Source organism: Chitinophaga sp. (assembly GCF_039596135.1).
In the GTDB taxonomy this organism is placed as follows: domain Bacteria; phylum Bacteroidota; class Bacteroidia; order Chitinophagales; family Chitinophagaceae; genus Chitinophaga.
The window spans coordinates 65171-86617 of record NZ_JBCNKH010000007.1; the positions used below are offsets into that span (position 1 = coordinate 65171).

Below are 21447 nucleotides of genomic sequence, written 5' to 3' on the forward strand. Positions count from 1 at the left end.
ACAAAACACTGTCAATGAAAAAACAATTTTTAGCTGCTGCCGTTATTCTCGCTTCGCTTGCTGCCACGGCACAAACTTATCAGGGCACTGTAGGCCGTACCCTCGCTGAATCCAAAGAGTGGTGGCCTGAACCTGTGCACCCGCCACAAGGTGCACCCAACGTATTGCTTGTATTATTGGATGATGTGGGATTTGGTGCCAGCAGTACTTTTGGTGGTTTAATCAGTACCCCCACTTTCGATAGCCTTGCGGCGAATGGTCTTCGATATACAAACTTTCACACAGCTGCCATTTGTGCGCCTACCCGTGCAGCATTGCTCACAGGCAGGAACCAGCACTTTGTGCACATGGGCGGTTTTGCACACTACTTCTCATCAGCTGGTTTCCCCGGCTGGGATGGTCGTATTCCCAGCTCTTCCGGCACCATTGCCGAAGTGCTGAAAAATGCAGGCTACAACACCTTTGCCGTGGGCAAGTATGGCGTAACACCTGATGAAGATACTTCCAACGCAGGTCCTTTCGACTACTGGCCTTCAGGCAAGGGCTTCGAACATTTTTTTGGTTTCCTTGGCTCACAAACAGATCAGTATAAACCTGCACTGGTAGAAGACAATGTGAACATTCAACCCGATGGCCGTCACTTCAGTGAGCAACTCACTGATAAAGCGATCAGCTATATTGCCCGCCAGCAAAAGGCGGCACCGGGTAAGCCCTTCTTCCTCTACTATGCACCTGCGGCTACTCACGCTCCACACCAGGTACCTGCAGACTGGCGCGATAAGTACAAGGGACAGTTCGACGAAGGCTGGGATGTATACCGCCAGCGGGTATTCGACAACCAGAAAAAGCTGGGCATCATTCCATCTTATGCCACCCTGCCTGCCCGCAATGCACGCATCAAGGCATGGAACAGCCTCAAACCGGAAGAACAAAAACTCTATGCACGCTTCTTTGAAGTCTACGCTGCATACCTCAGTTACACCGATTACCAGGTGAGCCGTGTTATCAACTATTTAAAGAGTATCAATCAGCTCGACAACACCCTCATTTATGTGGTAATAGGCGATAACGGCGCCAGCAAGGAAGGTACAGACGAAGGTGTAGTCTCTGCCAAACAAACACCCCGCGGTAATAAAAACCTGACCCGTGCAGAACTGACTAAATACAATGAAGAGAACATTGCACTCATTGGTACCCCTGAGTCAGACGCTAACTATCCTTTAGGCTGGGCACAGGCCACTAATACGCCTTTCAAATTCTGGAAACAGGATGCATATGCAGAAGGTGGTACCCGCAACCCGCTCATTGTGTTCTATCCTAAAAAGATCACTGACAAAGGTGCGCTCCGTACACAATACGGTTATGTGACGGATATCCTGCCTACTACTCTGGAAGTAACAGGGGTGCCATTCCCTGCAAGCATCAAAGGCATCAAACAGGATACCCTGCAGGGTACCTCACTGGCTTACTCCTTTGATAATGCCAAAGCACCTTCCCGTCATAATGAACAATATTATTACATCTTCGGTAACCGTGCTGTGTACAAAGATGGCTGGAAAGCCGCAGCAGCGCATCATCCAGATTACATCGACCTGAATGAATATGCAGATACGAAGCACGATGTGCAGAAGGACTTCGACAAAGATGAATGGGAACTCTATAACCTGAATGAAGACTTCAACGAGCAGCATAATCTTGCTAAAAAGTACCCTGAGAAACTGGCGGAGTTGAAGAAACAGTTTGACGAAGATGCGAAGAAATACAACATCTATCCGCTCATCGACTGGGAAGATGTGTTTACAGGAAAGTTAATTAATGCAAAGAAAGTAAAACGATAAGTTATGGTAGTTCAGGACATACTGTTACTCATCAGGAAAATCATAGTGGGGATCATTATTTTCCTCATTCCACTGGCGGTAATCGGCCTGCTATTATGGCTGGTCAGGTATTTATTGTCTAACTAAAAAAAACAAAGGGTATGAAAACACCAGTAGTCACTCAAAAACGCATATTGAGAGATGCGGTCATCAGTATCTTTATTTATGCGTTGCCGGTAGTGCTGATGCTATTGTCTTTTAAGATTTCGGGCCAGCGGCCATGGAAAGATAAACCGGCAACAACTATTCACAAATAAAAACTCATTCATATGCTAGTACATATCGAAACCATTTTTCGCAATCTCAATGGCTGGGGGCTACCCGTCATCATGCTGCTCGTCGGTATTATCGAATTTGCTTATGGACTGTATGAAAACCACTGGACGAAAAATGAAAAGGTGCTGGACATCGTTTGTTTTGTAGTGCCTAAAATTGTGGTAAGACCTTTTGTAGCCTATGTGGGTCTCTTACTGTTTCCCCATTTACTGCCGGATGCTAAGAATGCATTTGCATGGGTACCTTTCTGGTGGGGCTTTGCAATCATAGCAGTAGCAGATGATCTTACACAGTATTGGTATCACAGGTTGCATCATCAGCTGCCGTGGCTGTGGCGGTTCCATCGCACGCACCATTCAGCGCCTTATATGGGTATGGCCATGGCGAGCAGGCAGAATATTATTTATACCATTTTCTTTTCACAGATTTATCTCACCACCACACTGGTGTACCTGGGCTTAGGATATCCTGTGCTTTTTGTAACAGGAGTGAAAGCACTGATTACAACAGGTGCGCATTCCAGTATTAAATGGGATAAACCGTTTTATACCATTAAGTGGCTGAAGCCGGTGGGTTGGGTAATGGAAAGGCTGATTTCCACGCCTGCTACACACCATGCGCATCATGCAGATACTTCAGATGATGGGGTAGGGTATTACAAAGGGAATTTTGGAAACATGTTTTTTATCTGGGACCTGATTTTTGGTACGGGAATTATTACCCGCCAGTATCCTTCCGGGTATGGCATCAAACATTACAAACAGGAAGAGTGGTATGCCCAGTTTATGTGGCCTATATTCAAGTCTAAAAAAGAAGGCAGCGAACTGGCGGCAAATGGCCCTATGGTAGGGGATGCCTTGCCGCCTGAGGCGCCTGCGGTAGTGGCAGGGTCATGATGGTTTTTCCGCTTCGCCCCAAAAAAGGATCGCTTTGATATAAGCGATCCTTTTTTTTGAAAAAAACAACTGCTGCAAACCAAAATTTAATATTAAATGTTACACCATCATTAGGCAAATCCCTTCACACTCCGTATTTTACATTAACAACCTCAAATTATGAAATCACTTAACCTCGACATCCATCAGCAATATGCCGAGATCTACGATGGAGACAACTGGGTAGGGGTCAGTTTTTGCAGTGCCATTGATGGCGTCACCCCCGAACTGGCTTTTCAGCAACCTCCCGGCCACAGGAATTCGATTGCAGCTATCGTAAAACACATGACTCACTGGAAGCAATTCGTCATCCAGAAATTACAGGGCAATATCACCTTCGACGTCGACCAGGAAGAATCACTCAATGTAGCTGATCTCGCAGCAGACCCGGCGGCTGGCTGGAAACAACTCCTCGAAGCACAGGAAAACGTACACGAAGACCTGCTCGATGCCCTCGATGAGCTCTCGCCTGAAGATTTAGACACACAGGTAGGCGGCAGGGACTACGACATCAAGTACCTGATCAATGGGGTAGCCCTCCATGATATGTACCATACCGGTCAGATAGAACTCTTAAAGAAACAACTACAATCGCTCTAAAACCACCTATCAAAACTTTCCCTCACATGTCCTGATTTTTTAAATACCTTTGCCCCGGAAGATAAAAAATTAGGAAAATGAACTTTAACCTGGACAAGATGCCAGAACGTACGCAACGGCCTCGTTCCTACGGCATCACAATGGTAACAGACAAGGGACTGAGCCTGCAAGACACTAAAGACTTCTTATCCGTTACAGCACCCCATGTAGATATGGTAAAGCTCGCCTTTGGTACGGCCTACGTAACGCCGAACCTGAAGGAGAAAATAGACCTGTTCCATTCCTTCAACGTACCTGTCTATTTCGGAGGTTTACTGCTCGAAGCATTTATCATCCGCAACCAGTTCGATGACTACCTGAATGTAGCGAAGGAATATGGTATCAAATATTTTGAAGTATCCGACGGATCACTCGATATCCCACACGCTGAAAAATGCGGCTATATAGAAAAACTGGCTAAACTCGGCACTGTACTAAGTGAAGTAGGTTCCAAAGATAAAGATCGTGAGCACATTACACCGCCTTACAAATGGATTGAACTCATGAAGGCAGAAATGGATGCCGGTGCAGCTTATGTAATCGCCGAAGCAAGAGAGCAGGGTACGGTGGGGCTGTACCGTGACTCTGGTGAAGTAAGAGAAGGGCTGGTGCAGGAGATCCTCACAAAGATCCCGGGAGAGAATATTATTTGGGAAGCGCCACGTAAAGATCAGCAGCTGTATTTCCTTCGTTTGATAGGTTGCAATGCCAACCTGGGCAATATATCTGCGCATGAAGTCATTTCCCTCGAAGCGATGAGAGTCGGCCTGAGAGGCGATAGCTTCCATTTTTACCTGTAAAAAAAACGACTCCCCGGGGAATACCCGGGGAGCCTATATAACTTAGCAGGATATCATCCTTTCGAATGCTACACGGTTCAATCTGACCTCACTTCAGTATTCCCTCTATCTCCTCCAGCTCCTCCACCGTATACCTCAAATTCTCCAACGCCCCTAAATTATTATCCAGCTGCTCCACAGAACTCGCGCCAATTAATACGGTCGTAATCCTCCTATCCTTCAGTAACCATGACAGTGCCATCTGGGCCAGGGACTGCCCTCTCCGTTGTGCAATTACATTCAGCTTATTGATCTTATCCAGCTTTTCCTGCGTTATCTGCTCTGCTTTCAGGAACCCACTCGGCTTGCTCGCTCTCGATCCCTCCGGAATACCATGCAGGTACCTGTCTGTCAATAATCCCTGCGCCAGCGGTGAAAAAGGAATACATCCCACACCATTGCTTTCCAGCACATCCAGCAAGCCATTCTCTACCCATCTCTCAAACATAGAATACCTGGGCTGATGAATCAAACAAGGCGTACCAAGTGATTTCAATACCGCTAGCGCTGCCGCTGTCTGTTCTGCTGTATAGTTCGATAAACCTACATACAGCGCCTTCCCTTGTCTCACAGCCGTATCCAGCGCCCCCATTGTCTCTTCTATCGGTGTATCAGGATCCGGACGATGAGAGTAAAAAATATCTACATAATCCAGCTGCATCCTTTTCAGACTCTGATCCAGGCTGGATAACATATATTTCCGGGAACCCCATTCACCATAGGGACCAGGCCACATAAGATAACCTGCCTTGGTAGAAATAATCAGTTCATCCCTTAAATGCCCGGTAAAATCTTTTTTCAGGATATTCCCAAAATTCTCTTCTGCCGAACCAGGTACAGGCCCATAGTTATTCGCCAGGTCAAAATGGGTAATGCCCCTGTCAAAGGCACGGCGTACAATCTTTCTGCCGTTTTCAAAAGTATCTATGGAACCAAAGTTGTGCCACAGCCCCAGCGAAATAGCCGGGAGCCTGATGCCGCTTTTCCCGCAACGGTTATATTGCATGGATTCATACCGGTCACCAGCAGGTACATAAGCATTCATATTTCGTGAAAATTTAGGAGCCCCAAGATAATAACATTCGCTCACAAAAAGCTAAAATCCGCAAACCCATATGACCGTGCATCCCTTAAATTTATCCTTATGAAAAATATTTTCCTGCTGATCATCTTATTCCCTGCATTTGCCAGGGCCCAATCCTTACCTCCCTATCAGCCATCCATTGCTGAAGAAAAAACTGCTTACCAGCAAGCGGCCCATCTCGATTCCATCATTCGTGGCAAAGCTTATAAACTCACTGTCAAACCTCACTGGCAGGCTGATAATAAATCATTCTGGTACAAAAACTACCTGGCAGACAGCACGGTTGAATTCATCCTCGTAGATGCTGTGAAAGGCACCAAAGCCCCTGCATTCGATCACGAAAAACTTGCAGCAGCATTGAAAATATACGATAGCAAACATCTGCCCATCACTGATCTGATCATTGATAAAAACACACTCAAATTCGCTATCAAAGAGCAATGGTACGAATATAAAAACGGCCAGTGCACACCGGCCAAAACACCTGCTACTACCATCCCGCAAACGAACTTCCGTGAAGTATCCCGCTGGTTCTTTCACGATGACAACACCGCTTCTGACACTACCTCTCCAAACAAGGAATGGATCACCTCTATTCAAAACGGCAATGTCTTCCTCAAAGCTGCCGGCGCTACTGATTCCATGCAGCTCACCACCGATGGCAATATCGATCAACCCTACGGTGCACTGAAATGGTCTCCTGATAGCAAGTACTTTGTCGGCTACCGCATTCGTCCTGAAAAAATAAAATCTATTCACCACTTACTTTCTTCGCTCCCTGATCAGACCCGTGCCCGCCTGGATACAGAAGAATATGCACAACCCGGTGACCCTTTCACCTCGTTCGAAATGTTTATTTTTAACACGGCGGATAAAAAGGCCACCAAAGTCAACACACCCCTTTACGATTTTCTCGGCAAGCCTTACCTGCGCTGGCGCAAAGACGACCCCCGCTATTTTACTTACGAAAAAGCAGACCGTGGTCACCAGCGTTTCCGCATCATAGAAGTAGACGCTGCCAATGGCAATACCCGCAACCTGGTAGATGAACAAACAAAGACCTTCATTTACGAATCCCGCATCTTTACCCACTACCTCGAATCTACCAATGAAATTATCTGGTCCTCCGAAAAAGATGGCTGGTATCATTTATACCTGGTAGATGCTATCAAGGGTACTATTAAAAACGAAATTACCAAAGGACCCTACGTGGTACGCGACATCGACAGTGTAGACGAAAAGAAAAGAGAAATCTGGTTCAAAGCCAGCGGCATGAACCCCGGCGAAGACCCTTACAATATTCACTATTATCGGATCAGTTTCGATGGCACTCATCTTGTTGCTCTCACAAAAGAAAACGCCCAGCATAACCTTAGCTTTTCTCCTGACAGAACGTACTATCTCGACAACTATTCCCGTCCTGACTTACCGCCCGTTACCACCCTGCATCGCACGATTGATGGCAGGCAAATTATGGAAGTAGAAAAAGCAGACCTACACGACTATTTCGCTACCGGCATGCGCATGCCCGAAGTATTCACTGCTAAGGCCCGCGATGGGCAAACTGATATATGGGGCATAGTATGCCGCCCCCGCAACTTCGACAGTACCCGCAGGTACCCTGTCATTGAGAATATTTATGCAGGCCCGCAGGATGCTTTCGTACCCAAAACCTTTATGACATTTGGCGAAATGCAAAGTCTTGCAGAATTAGGTTTTATCGTGGTACAGATTGATGGCATGGGCACCGCTAACCGTTCCAAAGCATTTCACGACGTATGCTGGCAAAACCTGGCTGATGCAGGTCTTCCTGACCGTATTTTGTGGATCAAAGCCCTTGCTGGTAAATATCCTTATGTAGATACTACCCGTGTAGGTCTCTATGGCACTTCTGCCGGTGGCCAGAATGCAGCAGGTGCGCTGCTTTTCCATCCTGAATTTTACAAAGCTGCTGTATCGTCCTGCGGTTGTCACGACAATCGTGTGGATAAACAATGGTGGAATGAACAATGGATGGGGTATCCTGTAGGCCCGCACTACGCCGCTCAGTCCAATGTAACCAATGCCGGCAAACTCAAAGGTAAACTCCTCCTCATCGTAGGCGAGGCAGATAACAATGTACCTCCTGAATCTACCTACCGTGTAGTAGATGCCCTTATCAAAGCCAATAAAGATTTCGATCTGCTGGTGGTACCCGGTATGGGGCATAGTGATGGCGGACCATATGGCAGAATGAAAAAGCGGGATTTCTTTGTGAAGAATTTATTAGGAGTAACACCACCTGATAGAAATTAACGGGATACTTATAACATATATCTACATCATTTTTCTGCGTAAATGCCGGTACTTACCGGCATTTTACATTCCCCTGACACGTTATCCAATATCTTTCTTATTTTACAACCGCCATTAACGAAGACAAGTCTAAACCATGCCTTAAATATATCCTCCTATATTCATTCATCAACAATCCTATACATGAAGAAAAACCTACTCACCATTTTAATGTTGGTGTTTCTCTATGCCAGTCCTGCTTATAGTCAATTGCCATCTGCATTTGTGCTCAAACAGCTCTCAGGCAATAACATCAACGAAGCCACTGCCCTGGCCCATGCACCTGATGGCCGCATCTTTATTGCCGAACGTGGCGGCAATGTAAAAGTCTATCAAAACGGTACTGTCTCCATCGTACACGCTGTATCGACTACTACTGCAAATGAACAGGGGCTGTTAGGCATCACACTGCACCCGCAGTTTGCCACCAATGGTCAGTTCTATATCTTCTACACCAATGCCGCCAGTACCGTGCACTACCTGGACCGCGTTACCATCAACGCTGCCAACCAGGTTACAGACACGACCCGCATTATGGAATTCGATCCTATCATCAATGGCTTTCACAATGGTGGTGCCATCCTCTTCAAAGACAATTACCTGTATGTAGCTATCGGAGAAAGTAATTCTCCTGCAGAAGCTACCAAACTGGATACCTATCGCGGAAAAATTTTGCGTCTCACCGACAATGGGCAGCCTGCTCCGGGTAATCCATATTACAATACCCCCAATGCTTCCCGCCAGCAAAGAAGCATCTGGGCCATCGGTATGCGCAACCCATGGAAAATGGCACTGGACCCTGTATCCGGAAAAATATTTGTGGTCAATGTAGGTGGTAACTATGAAGAGATTGACGACGTCACTGCCCCGGATGCTGCCAAACATTATAACTATGGCTGGGATGGCAAAGGGCAGTCTGGTCCGGAACAACCTGATTCTACCATTGCACCTGTATTTGCTTATCCGCATGATGGCTGGGGTTGTGCTATCACTTCTGGTGTGTTCTTCAATCCAACGAATACAAGGTATCCGGTTGAATACAAGAATCGTTTTTACTTCTCCGACTGGTGTGCGGATTGGTTTAAAAGTGTAGATGCTACCAATCCCGGGGCTGGTGCTACGACTTTTTCTACCACCGGTTTCAGAAGTGTATTAGGCACCAGTGTAGGGCTGGATGGTAATATTTACTTTGTATATTATGGTAACGGCGGATCATTGTATCGCCTTGAATACGATACCACTCAATTGCCCCTGATCGTGAATCAGCCGCAAAGCCAGTCTATTGTGACCGGCGATCCTGTTGCATTCTCCGTCACCTCTTCCGGTGCTTTACCATTAACTTACCAATGGCAAAAGAATGGCGTAAACATTGCCGGCGCTACTGCCGATACTTTCGTGATTGCAGCTGTTGCCGCTGCTGATTCAGCTAATTATCGCTGTATTGTAAGCAACAGTGCAGGCCGGGATACCAGTGACAATGCAAAGCTCACCGTATTGCCATTCAATGCACGCCCCGTGCCACACATCTCCGCACCACTGTCTACACTCACCTGGAATGTAGGCGATACCGTTCACTTTGCAGCTACAGCTACAGATGCAGAAGACGGCACCATTCCTGCCAGTAAATATCAGTGGGAAGTACGTTTCTATCACCAGGATGGTCCGGGCAATTTACACTATCACCCTGGTCCTGCTGTGCCCAATGGGGTAACTTCTGGCACCTTTGTTGCCGACAATGGCGGTGAAACTTCTCCGAATGTATGGTTACGCATCCTGCTCACTGTAAGTGACTCACAGGGCCGTACCGGTGTGGATTCACTGGATATCATTCCTAATAAAGTAAATATTACCGCGGCTGCTAACATCGCCGGGTTACAACTTATACTTGGTGCACAGAACACGGCGCCATTCACAAAGACACTTGTGGTCAATACACCGATCGCCCTGGAAGCCGTTACGCCACAGGTATTGAACGGCAAGTACTACGAATTCGCTTCCTGGAGCAATGGTGGTGCTGCCAGTCAAACGATCCGCGTGCCTGCAAAAGACAGCACCTTCACGGCAAACTATGCCCTCGGTGCGAACCTGCAGAATCCATATTTCGCCACTCCTACACCTATTCCCGGCAAGATCGAAATTGAAAACTTCGACCTCGGTGGTGAAGGCATTGCTTACCATGACAACTCCACCGGCAATGCGGGCAATCAATATCGTACCACCGAAGATGTGGACCTTGAGAACTGTTCCGAAGGTGGCTTTAATATTGGCTATGTAGCGGCAGGAGAGTGGCTGGAATATACGATAGATGTGACGACGGCTGCTCAATACACATTGTCTGTGCGTGTAGCTAACCCTGGTGCCGCGAAGACCATGCACATAGAACTGGATGGTCAGAACATCTCCGGCAATATCACTGTACCAACTACTGGTGGCTTCCAGGCATGGCAAACGGTTGCTATCACTACACCTGTATTGACCAAAGGTGTGAAAGTACTGCGCGTATCACTGGATGCGACAGACTTCAATGTCAACTATCTCACCTTTGCACTGGCGGGCAGTGTAGAAGGGCCGGTGATCAGCCTGAGTGCTCCTGCGAACAATACTACATTCTCCGCAGGCGATAACATCGAAATAGATGCTGCAGTTTCAGATTCTACCGGCACCATCACCAATGTAGAATTCTACCAGGGTACCACTAAGATAGGAGAGGATGCCGATGCGCCTTACACCTTTACCTGGGCAAACGTACCAGCCGGCAGCTACTCCCTCACTGCCAAAGCTACAGACAATGCTGGGCTCACGGCTACTTCCATCCCGGTAAGCATTACCGTAAGCAATGGCAGCAGTGCTAACCTGGCACTGAATAAAAACGTAGTGGTATCTGGCAATGAAAACGCCGTGACCATGCCTGGTTCCGCAGCAGTAGATGGCGATCTGAATACCCGCTGGTCCAGCGCATTCGAAGATCCTTCCTCGATCTATGTAGACCTGGGGGCAAGGTATAATATCAGTGAAGTGAAAATTACCTGGGAAAATGCCAAAGGCAAAGACTACCTCGTACAGGTGGCAGATACCGTTGGCAACTGGCATACAGTAAAAACTGTGACCGGCAATAATGATCTCATTAACGATCACACGGGTTTAACAGCTGCGGGTCGTTACGTAAGAATTTACGGTACAGCCAGAACCACAGGTTATGGTTACTCTATTTTCGAACTGGAAGTATACGGCAACAGCGCCGCAAGGTTAACTAATTACACGACTACCACACCGCAAAAGTCGTTGAAGATCTACCCGAACCCGGTATACAATTACCTTAACATTAGCGGAATAGCCAGCGACGGCCTCTTTACCATAGTGAACGTAGCCAGCGGACAAAGCAGCTACCTGCGTTCAGAAGGTGGTAAAATCGACGTGAGCAGGCTGACGCCGGGTACTTATATTATACAGTTTAGAGATGGAGAGAAGAGGATAAATAGGAAATTTATTAAATTGTAGGGCAAAAGCATGGAGGTCGATGAAGACCTCCATGCTTTTCTATAAATTTCCTTTATCATGAAATATTATACCTGGGGCATTTTTTTATGTTGTTTGTTTGCCTGTCAGCTCATCTATAGGGACAAGATGACCACCGTTTTAGCTGACTGTATTAAGACCGGGCGTTAAAAAAATCCAACCATGAAAAATATGATCTTCTTTCGGTTGGTATTAGCCATCAGCGTTCTTGTACTTTTACTGGCTTGTATGGAATTGCAGACGGACCTTGCTAAATTTAGGGTAGCCACCAGGGGCGTTCCTATCAGCACAAAGATCACTAACTTATATCAAATTACAAGATCGCGGAGAAGAATTGATTTTTATGCAGAATTTGAAGGGGCCGGAGTGCAAAGAATGAGAAGAGTGAGTGAAGTGTTTTATAATACGCATCAGATCGATGATGAAGTGACTATGAAATATCTGCCGGATGAAAGTGTGATCCTGTATGAAGATGAACAAAGGAAGTCGCCCTTATTAGTAAGAGGTATAATTATCCTGCTAGTGATAGGAATGTTGATTGTTGCCTGGAAGATAGATAAGAAAAATGAGAAAAAAAGAAAAGAAAAAGTAAGGATGGCAAGACTCCGCAGGAGACGCCACCAACGCCACCACGTAAGACCATGACCCATGAAAAAGAAAAGAAGACCTCCCATCAGCATACCCGGACAGCGAACCAGAACCGACCAACCTAAATGGGGCAAGCCACAGATCAACATACTTCTGCTGATCATAGTCTGCCTGATAGGCCACATATGGTTAGGTATTCAATACGTAAGAGGAGAAGATGCGCAATTGGTCACAATGCATATAGATAATGTTCGTCTCGGCGGTGGCAGAAGCCAAACCTGTTGGGTAACCTTAAGCTACCAGGGCGAGACCTTTCAGGAATCGACTATCACAGGTGAATATAATCGGTTAAAAGAGCTAAGCGAAATAGAAGTATACCACATACCCAATACCAATTTTGTCGAATTTAATAAAGATGCCCCCGGCCGGCGATGGATAAAATTTACCTGGGTAACAATCGGCTTTATATTAATCCTGGTTTTTGTTTACAAAAAAGAACTTCGAAAATTAAATGGACTATTATTAGGAAGATAATTTAGGTCAAAAAACAAACCCGCCGTAACAGGCGGGTTTGTTTTTTTATACACTCTGAAAATAACTCGTCATATACTCACTCGGCGACTGCGTCGTCACCGTCTTAAACACCCTGTTGAAATTCGTAATACTATTAAACCCACACGTATACGCCACCGTGGCAATATTATCAAACGCCCCATCCGTCAGCTTCTTACACGCCTCATTAATCCGCACCTCATTCAAGAAAGAAACAAACGTATGCAAAGTATGCTTCTTAAAGAACCTGCAAAAAGCCTGCGGTGTCATATGCGCCTGCTTCGCCGCATCTTCTAATGTAATCGGCTTATCATAATTCTGCATAATATAATTATAGATATTCCCGATCCTGATCCCCTCATGCTCACTCACCAGCTGCGTCTTCTGTGCCGTAGCCAGCGGTGTCATATCCGCATACCCTGACAGCTGCTTCAATAAATCTACAAACTGCAATAACTGATCCGTGCCACTACTATTCGTAATCTGCATCATCTTGCTACTCACCTCCGCTGTATACGCAGGTGGTACCTTAAACCCCGACTGACTCTGCGAAATAAAGTTCTTCAGCAACTTCGTCTCCGGCAGGTTAAACAGCGAAGCCAGCTCCCCATTTGGATTAAAGAAAATCGCCAATGCCACTATCTTCTTCCTGCTCTTTGGCTGAAAATACGACGCCTCGCTTTTAAAGATATGCGGTTGATTCGCTCCCAGCCAGAATATATCATTCGGCCTGAATGCATGCATATTATTATCCGCTACCAGGGTCCCCTCACCCTGCTGGATCCAGCTCATCTGGATCTCCTGGTGCCTGTGTAAATGCGGATAGAAAAAAGGCAATACGTCTTTTTGAACAATGATCGATTTGTCCAGCGGAACAGGTATAGTAAACTGTAACACTTTCATCGTAAAGTAATTTAAAGTCACCGCAAGCAGGTACTTGCAAAAATGGTTTACAGGTAAAATGTAAAAAGGCCCTTCGTCAGTAGCGCTAAATCTAAAGTATTTTGGTTGGTCCCGTCTGTCGGGCGGAAATGAGTGTTAAATACACAATTAAAATTTCGTCCACTCAATATTACATATTTTAACCCAAATTTCATAATATTAAACTTATACCGGTTAATATCCGGGCAATGATGGCTAAAATCCGGATTAACGGTATTTCCACCTGCTCACAGCACCGCGTTTCCGCCCCCGCGAACCCGGGCGCATGCCGGCGCAATATGTGGAGATCTGCGCACAGCGGGCATTGCAGCCACCCCTCAGTCAAAGAGGTTAAAATTCACGAATAATTGATTACTATCAGAGCGGCCCCCTTACATCCTAGTAGATATTTTTGAAAAAAAAATATACAGTCTATGGCTATTGAATGGAAAGGAATATTTCCTGCATTTACCACCAAGTTTACACCATCAGATGAACTGGACCTCCCTCTGTTTGGCAAAAATCTGGATGCACAGGTAGCAGCCGGTATCGATGGCGTTATCCTCGGTGGCTCACTGGGTGAAGCCAGTACCATCAGCATCGCTGAAAAAGAAACCCTTACAAAGTATGCTGTTGAAAAAGTGCAGGGCAAAATCCCGGTTGTACTCAACATTGCAGAAGGTGCCACTGCCGAAGCCGTAAAACAGGCAGAAGCTGCCGCAAAATGGGGTGCAAAAGGTCTGATGCTGCTGCCTCCCATGCGCTATAAAAGCGATGAAAAAGAAACCGCTACCTTCTTCAAAACCGTAGCCGCATCGACTGACCTGCCAATCATGATCTATAATAATCCTGTAGATTATAAGATCGAAGTAACACTGGACATCTTCGAACAACTGAGCGCTTTCCCCAATGTACAGGCCGTTAAAGAATCTACCCGGGATGTTTCTAATGTGACCCGTATGATAAATCGATTTGGCGACCGCTTCAAAATACTTTGCGGGGTAGATACGTTAGCTATGGAAGAAATAATGCTGGGTGCCGATGGTTGGGTAGGTGGACTGGTATGTGCCTTCCCTGAAGAAACAGTGGCTGTATACCGCCTCACCAAAGCAGGCAGAATCCAGGAAGCCCTGGCTATCTATCGCTGGTTCCTGCCCTTGCTTGAATTGGATTTACATCCTAAATTAGTACAGTATATTAAACTGGCTGAACAACAGGTAGGGCTCGGCTCCGAAACTGTCAGAGCACCCCGCCTGCCACTGGAAGGGAAGGAGAGAGAACAGATCCTCGCCGTGATCAATACTGCGCTGGCCAACAGACCGACGTTGCCCAAATATTAACATTTCAATCTATCATACCGCATGCAGATACAAAAGATTATGCAGCAGTCCGCACAGGCCTTTGAAACGTACAGTCAGGTGACCCCTGCTGTACGTGCTGCATTCCTGGAAACCATCGCCACAGAACTGGAATCGCAAAGAGCCATCATGGTAGAGACAGCCGGCGAAGAAACCAATCTGCCTGCTGCCCGCCTCAATGGAGAACTGACCCGCACCACCAACCAGTTAAAATTATTTGCTGACCTGATCAAAGAAGGTAGCTGGGTAGAAGCTGTCATCGACTCGGCCCGGCCGGAAAATACTCCTGCCCGACCTGATCTGCGCAGGATGTTACTGCCTGTAGGCCCGGTAGTCGTATTTGGCGCAAGCAATTTCCCTTTTGCATTTTCTACCGCAGGTGGCGATACTGCCAGTGCCCTCGCTGCCGGTGCCACCGTAGTAGTGAAAGGGCATCCTGCACATCCGCGCACTTCTTTATTAGCCTGGCAGGCCATTGCCAATGCCATTGAAAAGACGGGCCTCCCTGCCTATACCGTGCAGCACGTAGCTGATGCGGGCTATGAAACAGGGAAGCAATTAGTGATGGACCCTGCTACCACTGGTGTGGCCTTCACTGGTTCTTTCAATGGAGGTAAAGCTTTATTACAATACGCTTCACAAAGAGAAACACCGATCCCGGTCTTTGCAGAAATGGGCAGCGTAAACCCGGTTGTTTTTTACCCGGATGCATTGCTCACGCAGGGCCCGCAACTGGCACAAACCTTTGCGGCAAGCATTACCCTGGGCATGGGCCAGTTTTGTACCAACCCCGGTTTACTGCTCGGCATACAAAGCGATGCGTTAGACAATTTTGCGCATATGCTGGGTGGTGCCATCTCCGCCAGTGTACCTGCAAAAATGTTGCACACTGGTATCCATGCGGCCTATGTAAAAGGCAGGGCCCATATGCTCTCCCTGGAAGCCGTGACCCTGGTAGGACAAACCCCTGAACCTGCCGAAACTGAAGCCTGGCCAGCCGTAGCGCGCACGACTGGGGTTGAGTTTTTACAAAATCCGCACCTGGCAGAAGAGCTGTTTGGTCCATATTCATTGCTGGTATCCTGTGCCGATGAAGAAGAACTGCAGCAGGTACTCAAAAGTTTGAAGGGACAACTCACCACCACAGTAGTCGGTACCGATAAGGACACTACTATTTACAAATCACTGATCGCATTGCAGGCCACTTTAGCCGGCAGGATCATCCTGAACAATGCACCTACAGGTGTGGAAGTATGCGCTGCTATGGTGCATGGTGGCCCTTATCCGGCTACAACCGATAGTCGCTTTACCAGTGTAGGTACCAGTGCTATTCGCCGCTGGGTAAGACCGGTATGTTTTCAGAATTTTACAGATAGCATGTTGCCCGATGCATTAAAGAAATCAAACCCGTTAGGAATATGGAGACTGGTCGATAACGAATTTACCAGATAAAAAACAGCTATGTCAGATCAACCAAAATCATTTAAACGTTCATTTGGCCTGCTCGATGCTACAATGATCGTAGCAGGATCCATGATCGGCTCCGGGATCTTTCTCGTGAGTGCCGATATCACCCGCAATGTAGGCTCGGCCGGCTGGCTGATACTGATATGGATTATTACAGCGGTACTCACCATTACAGCAGCTGTGAGTTATGGTGAGTTGAGTGCCATGTTTCCCCATGCCGGCGGCCAGTATGTATACCTGAAAGAAGCTTTCAATGACCTGACAGGGTTCCTGTTTGGGTGGAGCTTTTTTACGGTCATACAGGCGGGTACCATCGCCGCGGTGGGAGTAGCATTTGCGCGGTTCACAGCTTTTCGGTTTCCGGTGCTGAGTGAAACGCACGTCCTGGCAGACCTGGGGTTTGTAAAAATTTCTGCTGCACAGGTCACGTCTATTTTGCTGATTATATTTCTCACGTTTGTGAACACGCGGGGCGTGAGAGAAGGGAAGTTAATTCAGACGATTTTTACATTGACCAAGATCGTCGCATTGCTGGCACTGATTGTGTTTGGCTGCTTTGCGGCAAATAAGCAGGTATGGGATGCGAACTGGCAGAGTGGGTTTGGGTTTAATAAACTGGAACCTGCACAGCTGATATCTTATTCCGGGTTTGCAGTGTTAGGCGCCATAGCAGCGAGTATGGTAGGCGGGTTGTTTAGCAGTGATAGCTGGAACAATGTGACCTTTATAGCAGGGGAGATTAAAAACCCTGAGCGGAATATCGGGCGCAGTTTGTTCTTCGGCACCTTGCTGGTAACGATGATTTACATTGCTACTAACCTGATTTACCTGGCGGTATTACCCTTGCATGAGATTGCCTTTGCGGAGAATGACAGGGTAGGGGTGGCGGCTGCGGTACGCATCTTTGGGAATAACGGTACCATGATTATTGCGGTGTTGCTGATGGTGTCTACGTTTGGTTGTGTGAACGGGTTGATCCTGTCAGGAGCCAGGGTCTGTTTTACCATGGCAAAGGATGGGCTGTTTTTTAAACAAATGGGATTGTTGAATAAGAATGCGGTGCCGGGCAAAGCATTGTGGAGCCAGTGTATATGGGCTTCTTTGTTGTGTTTGAGTGGGCGGTACGGGCAGTTGCTGGATTATGTGATCTTCGTGGTATTGATCTTTTATATTCTCACGATTGCAGGTATCTTCCGGTTAAGGCGCACAAGACCCGAAATGGAAAGACCGTATAAGGCATTTGGATACCCGTTTATACCCATGCTATATATTATAGCCGCGACGGTTATTTGCCTGTCTTTGCTGGTGTATAAGTGGGAGAATACCTGGCCGGGATTGCTGATAGTTTTGTTAGGAATTCCTGCGTATTACTTCTTTGGAAAAGGAAAAGTAGCAGTGCAAAGCCCGGTACTTAATTAATCTTCAGGCGGGCGGAAAAATTTTACCTACGGTAAAATTCTTCCGCCCTCGGGGGAATGGCACCCGGGGAGGATGGACGCCTGTGGCCGGCTAACGCCACGGCCTTATTGCTGGCCAGCGCTTTCCCCTTCTTCCCGGGGCGTTTCCTCCTGTTGCCCCTGCAGGTGTACATTATTCAATTCTTCAAATACATACCCGTCTTCATACCCCACCGCTACAAATACAGATAACTGTTGTTTTGCTGGTCCTTTAAAGGTGCCCTTCACAGGTGTACAATCTCTAAAATCCCGACCCACAGCCAGTTTTACATGTTTATTAGTGACCCATACATTATTAGTCGGATCAATCCCGGCCCAACCTGTTCCCGGTATATACACCTCTACCCATGCATGCGTAGCACCTTCGCCTCTCAATCCATCCTTATTCGGACAAATATATCCACTCACATACCTGCTGGGAATCTGGCAACTCCTCAATATCTGCAACATCAGGTGCGCAAAATCCTGGCATACACCCGCCTTGTGTTGCAAAATTTCATCTACCGTCGTTTCAATATTCGTAATCCCTTTGATGTATTTGAAATGCCGGAAGATGTATTCACTACAATGCTCCACTAAAGCGGCTACGCTTTTCCCCCTTTCGTAAATATCAGCATGAATATTTTGAATCACCTCCTGTGCTTCAATAGGCGCTGTCATCGCCATTTCCAGCAATTGTAAATCCCCCGCCATTTCCTCTTTCAGTTGCTCAAAGCCAGAGTGAAAGTTCAGCTGCAACTGCGAGGTAGCTGTGGTTCTTACCAGTAATTTGCTTTCTATTTTTAGCAGCTTGTGTGCGGTCAGTATATTGAACCCGCCTGTCTTATTCCCAAAGTAATCCGTAAATGTCTGCACATCCGGATGCCCTGTGATAGACAGGTCATGCTGCAATACTTCCTGCCCCGGACATTGCGAAGGAAAAATTTTTATTTCGTTCACACTTTCTTTGACCGGTCTGTCGTATTCGTACCTTGTAATATGATGAATTCTGAAAATCGGCATATAGCAAACACTTATGCGTAAGAAAAAAATTGTTGACTCAGCAGTTTGGTAAAGTGCGATACCTCACCCCGCAGGTCTTCCATGTAAGGATGTAAGGAATGATTGTTCAAACTATCCAGGTCGGTATGTTTTACCTTACTGAATAACCTGCCGAAACAGCGCATCAGTGCAGCGGTTTCTTCTGAAAAATTTCGCTTTGTTACATCCTGCAGATGCCGGTCAATGCGGCCTAACGAATATACCACTGAATGGGGAAAATCTTCATTGAACAATACCTGGTGCAATACATCATGATTATCCGCAGAAGAGCGATATGTCTTCAAATGCAGTTCATATCCGGAAAGTGACATGAGCAGCTGCCTCCATTGCATGATATCCCTGCTCTCATGAATCTTGTAATGATTGAGCTGGTAATGTTTATTGGTCAGCACGATGGTTTCAAAACACCGCTCAATGTATTTTCCTAAATTCATAAACGCCCAGCCGGTACCGCGTGCCATGGTAATATCTGTAATGCCGGTATATAAGACACTATGTCTTGTAAATAGATCCAGCATATCTGCCGCTTCGTAACTGGAAAGACGCTTGTCCAGTGTAGGCTGATTGATGAGGTGATAAAAGGAATTCACTTCCTCCCACACTTCTTTGGTAATATAATCCTGGATACCTCTCGCATTCTCCCTTGCCTTGCTGATGATCACCTTTAGTGAGTTGGAATTGCTATTGCTGGTCAGCAACAATTTCAGCGCCTCTGCAGTCTGGGTTTTGGCCGCTTCAATATCCGCAGGCGTAGCAGTCGTGAAGGTTTCCAGCACTGATTGCCAGGTGAGGGCACCATTCACATCTTTGTCGAGAGAAAGAAGATAATGTGTAGACGTTACTCTTAGTAAACCTTCGGCCCTTTCCATATACCGGGCCAGCCAGAACAGTGAATCCGCAATCCTACTTAGCATGTACGATCTATATTAATGTTTTAGTCAATAACCCAGGTATCTTTACTGCCTCCGCCCTGCGAAGAATTCACGATCAGGGAGTCTTTGCGCAGGGCTACCCGCGTAAGGCCCCCCGGTACAATCTGTACGCCCTGGGGACCGCAGAGTGCATATGGTCGTAAGTCTACATGCCTGGCCTGAAAAGTGCCGTCAATAAAACAAGGTACAGTAGAGAGCTTGATGATCGGCTGCGCAATAAAGCTGCGGGGATCCGCTTCAATAGCGGCTTTTGCTTTCACCCATTCTTCAGGGGTGACTTTATTGCCCATCACCATGCCATATCCACCTGATTGATTCGTGCGCTTGATCACCATGCGCTCTATATTTTCAAACACATGTTTACGCTGCTCCGGGTCACTCATTTCGTAAGTTGGTACATTGGGCAGGATCGGCTCTTCATTCAGGTAATACCGTATCATGGCCGGTACGTAAGCATAGACTGCTTTGTCGTCGGCCACCCCGTTCCCGATGGCATTCACAATCGCCACATTCCCCATACGGTAAGCATTCATCAACCCCGGCACACCCAGCGCACTATCTGGTTTAAACACCAGCGGGTCCAGGTATTCATCATCTATGCGCCGGTAAATCACATGCACCTGTTCCAGCCCTTCCGTTGTTTTCATATATACTTTGTGGTTATCTACGACCAGGTCCCTGCCTTCTACAAGGGTAATTCCCATCATACGGGCCAGAAAAGCATGTTCGTAATAGGCAGAGTTATAAATGCCGGGAGTGAGTAGTACCACACTTGGATTGGAAATCTGTGCCGGCGCCATTTGTAAAAGGATCTCATGGAGCATGAGGGGGTAATTGTTCACCCTGCGCACATGACTGGATGCCAGCAGTTCCGGGAAAATCCGTTTGGTGACTTCCCTATTTTCCAGCATATAGCTCACACCCGAAGGGGTGCGGAGATTGTCTTCCAGTACATAGAACTTGCCGTCTTCGCCCCGGATCAGGTCTATACCGGAGATGTGTACATAAATGTCATGGGGAACTTTGATACCAAATACCTCCCTGGTATAATGGGGACAGGAGGCAATCAGCGCTGCAGGAACGACCTTGTCTTTCAGGATCTGCTGTTCATTGTAAATGTCCTTTAAGAAGAGATTCAGGGCTTTTAAACGCTGTTGAATGCCCAGTTCAATATGGTCCCATTCCTGCCCGGTAATGATGCGGGGAATGATATCGAAGGGGAATATCCGTTCTATACCGGCATCGTCACTATATACCGTAAATGTAATGCCCTGGTTCATAAAGAGTTCGCCGGCAAGGCGGTCTTTTTGCTGAAGGGCATTGACGTCGAATTGCTCCAGCGAAGTAAAGACTTTGTGATAGTGCTCTCTTATCTGTTTTCTATCATACATCTCATCCCAGATGTTTGGGGAAAGGTCATATTGGTCCAAAAATCCCATAAGCGGTTGATAAAGTTTGATACTGGCTTGATACAATATAATAAAATGAAGGGTTTGTTTTAGAAAAAGTCTACATATATTTTTATTTAATGTATTGAGAGGGGAGGGTAAAAGCATATCAAAGCTTCACTATCACTAGTAATCCATAAGGTCACCAAAAGGGCACTTCAATATCCCCTGGGATAATGAAGT

Annotated in this window: 18 protein-coding genes; 13 read left to right on the top strand and 5 right to left on the bottom strand. The window is 46.7% G+C overall.

Features of this window, described 5'->3' with window-relative positions; genetic code table 11:
* Positions 1-14: 14 nt before the first annotated feature.
* The 6 genes from ABDW16_RS07370 to ABDW16_RS07395 all read left to right on the top strand — a co-directional run bounded on the left by ABDW16_RS07370 (position 15) and on the right by ABDW16_RS07395 (position 4527).
* Complete coding sequence (locus tag ABDW16_RS07370) at positions 15-1838, top strand: sulfatase-like hydrolase/transferase (RefSeq protein WP_343668759.1); 1824 nt, start codon at positions 15-17, stop codon at positions 1836-1838.
* Between the two features lie 3 nt (positions 1839-1841).
* The gene (locus tag ABDW16_RS07375; protein ID WP_343668760.1) at positions 1842-1964 is read left to right on the top strand and encodes a hypothetical protein; all 123 of its coding nucleotides are present in this window, start codon (positions 1842-1844) and stop codon (positions 1962-1964) included.
* 14 nt (positions 1965-1978) lie between these two features.
* Positions 1979-2134, top strand: coding sequence for a hypothetical protein (locus ABDW16_RS07380; RefSeq protein ID WP_343668761.1), 156 nt, complete (start codon positions 1979-1981; stop codon positions 2132-2134).
* A gap of 12 nt (positions 2135-2146) precedes the next feature.
* Entirely contained in the window at positions 2147-3049 is a 903-nt protein-coding gene (locus tag ABDW16_RS07385; protein ID WP_343668762.1) for a sterol desaturase family protein, read from the top strand.
* Between the two features lie 159 nt (positions 3050-3208).
* The gene (locus tag ABDW16_RS07390) at positions 3209-3688 is read left to right on the top strand and encodes a DinB family protein (RefSeq protein ID WP_343668763.1); all 480 of its coding nucleotides are present in this window, start codon (positions 3209-3211) and stop codon (positions 3686-3688) included.
* Between the two features lie 77 nt (positions 3689-3765).
* Positions 3766-4527: a phosphosulfolactate synthase gene (locus tag ABDW16_RS07395; protein WP_343668764.1), complete on the top strand. Its 762-nt coding sequence runs from the start codon at positions 3766-3768 to the stop codon at positions 4525-4527.
* Positions 4528-4615: 88 nt separating this feature from the next.
* Here the strand turns inward: ABDW16_RS07395 and mgrA are convergent, their stop codons facing one another.
* The gene (gene mgrA / locus ABDW16_RS07400; protein WP_343668766.1) at positions 4616-5611 is read right to left on the bottom strand and encodes an L-glyceraldehyde 3-phosphate reductase; all 996 of its coding nucleotides are present in this window, start codon (positions 5609-5611) and stop codon (positions 4616-4618) included.
* Positions 5612-5710: 99 nt separating this feature from the next.
* On the opposite strand from mgrA, the gene ABDW16_RS07405 reads away from it, so the two are divergent.
* The 4 genes from ABDW16_RS07405 (at position 5711) to ABDW16_RS07420 (ending at position 12622) form a co-directional block, all read left to right on the top strand.
* Positions 5711-7945 (top strand): DPP IV N-terminal domain-containing protein, encoded by a 2235-nt coding sequence (locus tag ABDW16_RS07405; protein WP_343668767.1) that lies wholly within the window; start codon positions 5711-5713, stop codon positions 7943-7945.
* A 183-nt stretch (positions 7946-8128) separates the two neighbouring features.
* Positions 8129-11482, top strand: coding sequence for a PQQ-dependent sugar dehydrogenase (locus ABDW16_RS07410; RefSeq protein WP_343668768.1), 3354 nt, complete (start codon positions 8129-8131; stop codon positions 11480-11482).
* A 180-nt stretch (positions 11483-11662) separates the two neighbouring features.
* Complete coding sequence (locus ABDW16_RS07415; protein WP_343668769.1) at positions 11663-12145, top strand: hypothetical protein; 483 nt, start codon at positions 11663-11665, stop codon at positions 12143-12145.
* Between the two features lie 3 nt (positions 12146-12148).
* A complete protein-coding gene (locus ABDW16_RS07420; protein WP_343668770.1) occupies positions 12149-12622 on the top strand; it encodes a hypothetical protein in 474 nt (157 codons plus the stop codon).
* Positions 12623-12667: 45 nt separating this feature from the next.
* Here ABDW16_RS07420 and ABDW16_RS07425 read toward each other — a convergent pair whose 3' ends face one another.
* Positions 12668-13543, bottom strand: a complete 876-nt coding sequence (locus tag ABDW16_RS07425; RefSeq protein ID WP_343668771.1) for an AraC family transcriptional regulator — start codon at positions 13541-13543, stop codon at positions 12668-12670.
* 452 nt (positions 13544-13995) lie between these two features.
* On the opposite strand from ABDW16_RS07425, the gene ABDW16_RS07430 reads away from it, so the two are divergent.
* From ABDW16_RS07430 to ABDW16_RS07440, 3 genes are read left to right on the top strand one after another with little or no spacing between them, the layout of a single operon-like run.
* Complete coding sequence (locus ABDW16_RS07430) at positions 13996-14901, top strand: dihydrodipicolinate synthase family protein (RefSeq protein WP_343668772.1); 906 nt, start codon at positions 13996-13998, stop codon at positions 14899-14901.
* Positions 14902-14922: 21 nt separating this feature from the next.
* The gene (locus tag ABDW16_RS07435; protein WP_343668773.1) at positions 14923-16371 is read left to right on the top strand and encodes an aldehyde dehydrogenase (NADP(+)); all 1449 of its coding nucleotides are present in this window, start codon (positions 14923-14925) and stop codon (positions 16369-16371) included.
* Positions 16372-16380: 9 nt separating this feature from the next.
* A complete protein-coding gene (locus tag ABDW16_RS07440; protein WP_343668774.1) occupies positions 16381-17805 on the top strand; it encodes an amino acid permease in 1425 nt (474 codons plus the stop codon).
* Positions 17806-17909: 104 nt separating this feature from the next.
* On the opposite strand, the gene ABDW16_RS07445 is transcribed toward ABDW16_RS07440, so the two are convergent.
* Genes ABDW16_RS07445 through ABDW16_RS07455 form a run of 3 tightly spaced genes read right to left on the bottom strand, consistent with a single transcriptional unit; the run spans position 17910 to position 21255 of the window.
* Positions 17910-18845 (bottom strand): transglutaminase family protein, encoded by a 936-nt coding sequence (locus ABDW16_RS07445; RefSeq protein ID WP_343668776.1) that lies wholly within the window; start codon positions 18843-18845, stop codon positions 17910-17912.
* An 11-nt stretch (positions 18846-18856) separates the two neighbouring features.
* Positions 18857-19798, bottom strand: coding sequence for an alpha-E domain-containing protein (locus ABDW16_RS07450; RefSeq protein WP_343668777.1), 942 nt, complete (start codon positions 19796-19798; stop codon positions 18857-18859).
* Between the two features lie 20 nt (positions 19799-19818).
* Positions 19819-21255, bottom strand: a complete 1437-nt coding sequence (locus ABDW16_RS07455) for a circularly permuted type 2 ATP-grasp protein (RefSeq protein WP_343668778.1) — start codon at positions 21253-21255, stop codon at positions 19819-19821.
* Between the last annotated feature and the right edge of the window lie 192 nt (positions 21256-21447).

What these genes read in the sequence shown, in the direction of transcription:
- ABDW16_RS07435 (WP_343668773.1), top strand. Translation starts at nt 14,923, where the DNA reads ATGCAGATACAAAAGATTATGCAGCAGTCCGCACAGGCCTTTGAAACG.
- ABDW16_RS07410 (WP_343668768.1), top strand. Translation starts at nt 8,129, where the DNA reads ATGAAGAAAAACCTACTCACCATTTTAATGTTGGTGTTTCTCTATGCC.
- ABDW16_RS07455 (WP_343668778.1), bottom strand. Translation starts at nt 21,255, where the DNA reads ATGGGATTTTTGGACCAATATGACCTTTCCCCAAACATCTGGGATGAG.
- ABDW16_RS07450 (WP_343668777.1), bottom strand. Translation starts at nt 19,798, where the DNA reads ATGCTAAGTAGGATTGCGGATTCACTGTTCTGGCTGGCCCGGTATATG.
- ABDW16_RS07420 (WP_343668770.1), top strand. Translation starts at nt 12,149, where the DNA reads ATGAAAAAGAAAAGAAGACCTCCCATCAGCATACCCGGACAGCGAACC.
- ABDW16_RS07370 (WP_343668759.1), top strand. Translation starts at nt 15, where the DNA reads ATGAAAAAACAATTTTTAGCTGCTGCCGTTATTCTCGCTTCGCTTGCT.
- ABDW16_RS07415 (WP_343668769.1), top strand. Translation starts at nt 11,663, where the DNA reads ATGAAAAATATGATCTTCTTTCGGTTGGTATTAGCCATCAGCGTTCTT.
- ABDW16_RS07445 (WP_343668776.1), bottom strand. Translation starts at nt 18,845, where the DNA reads ATGCCGATTTTCAGAATTCATCATATTACAAGGTACGAATACGACAGA.
- ABDW16_RS07440 (WP_343668774.1), top strand. Translation starts at nt 16,381, where the DNA reads ATGTCAGATCAACCAAAATCATTTAAACGTTCATTTGGCCTGCTCGAT.
- ABDW16_RS07390 (WP_343668763.1), top strand. Translation starts at nt 3,209, where the DNA reads ATGAAATCACTTAACCTCGACATCCATCAGCAATATGCCGAGATCTAC.
- ABDW16_RS07395 (WP_343668764.1), top strand. Translation starts at nt 3,766, where the DNA reads ATGAACTTTAACCTGGACAAGATGCCAGAACGTACGCAACGGCCTCGT.
- ABDW16_RS07405 (WP_343668767.1), top strand. Translation starts at nt 5,711, where the DNA reads ATGAAAAATATTTTCCTGCTGATCATCTTATTCCCTGCATTTGCCAGG.
- ABDW16_RS07425 (WP_343668771.1), bottom strand. Translation starts at nt 13,543, where the DNA reads ATGAAAGTGTTACAGTTTACTATACCTGTTCCGCTGGACAAATCGATC.
- ABDW16_RS07375 (WP_343668760.1), top strand. Translation starts at nt 1,842, where the DNA reads ATGGTAGTTCAGGACATACTGTTACTCATCAGGAAAATCATAGTGGGG.
- ABDW16_RS07380 (WP_343668761.1), top strand. Translation starts at nt 1,979, where the DNA reads ATGAAAACACCAGTAGTCACTCAAAAACGCATATTGAGAGATGCGGTC.
- mgrA (WP_343668766.1), bottom strand. Translation starts at nt 5,611, where the DNA reads ATGAATGCTTATGTACCTGCTGGTGACCGGTATGAATCCATGCAATAT.
- ABDW16_RS07430 (WP_343668772.1), top strand. Translation starts at nt 13,996, where the DNA reads ATGGCTATTGAATGGAAAGGAATATTTCCTGCATTTACCACCAAGTTT.
- ABDW16_RS07385 (WP_343668762.1), top strand. Translation starts at nt 2,147, where the DNA reads ATGCTAGTACATATCGAAACCATTTTTCGCAATCTCAATGGCTGGGGG.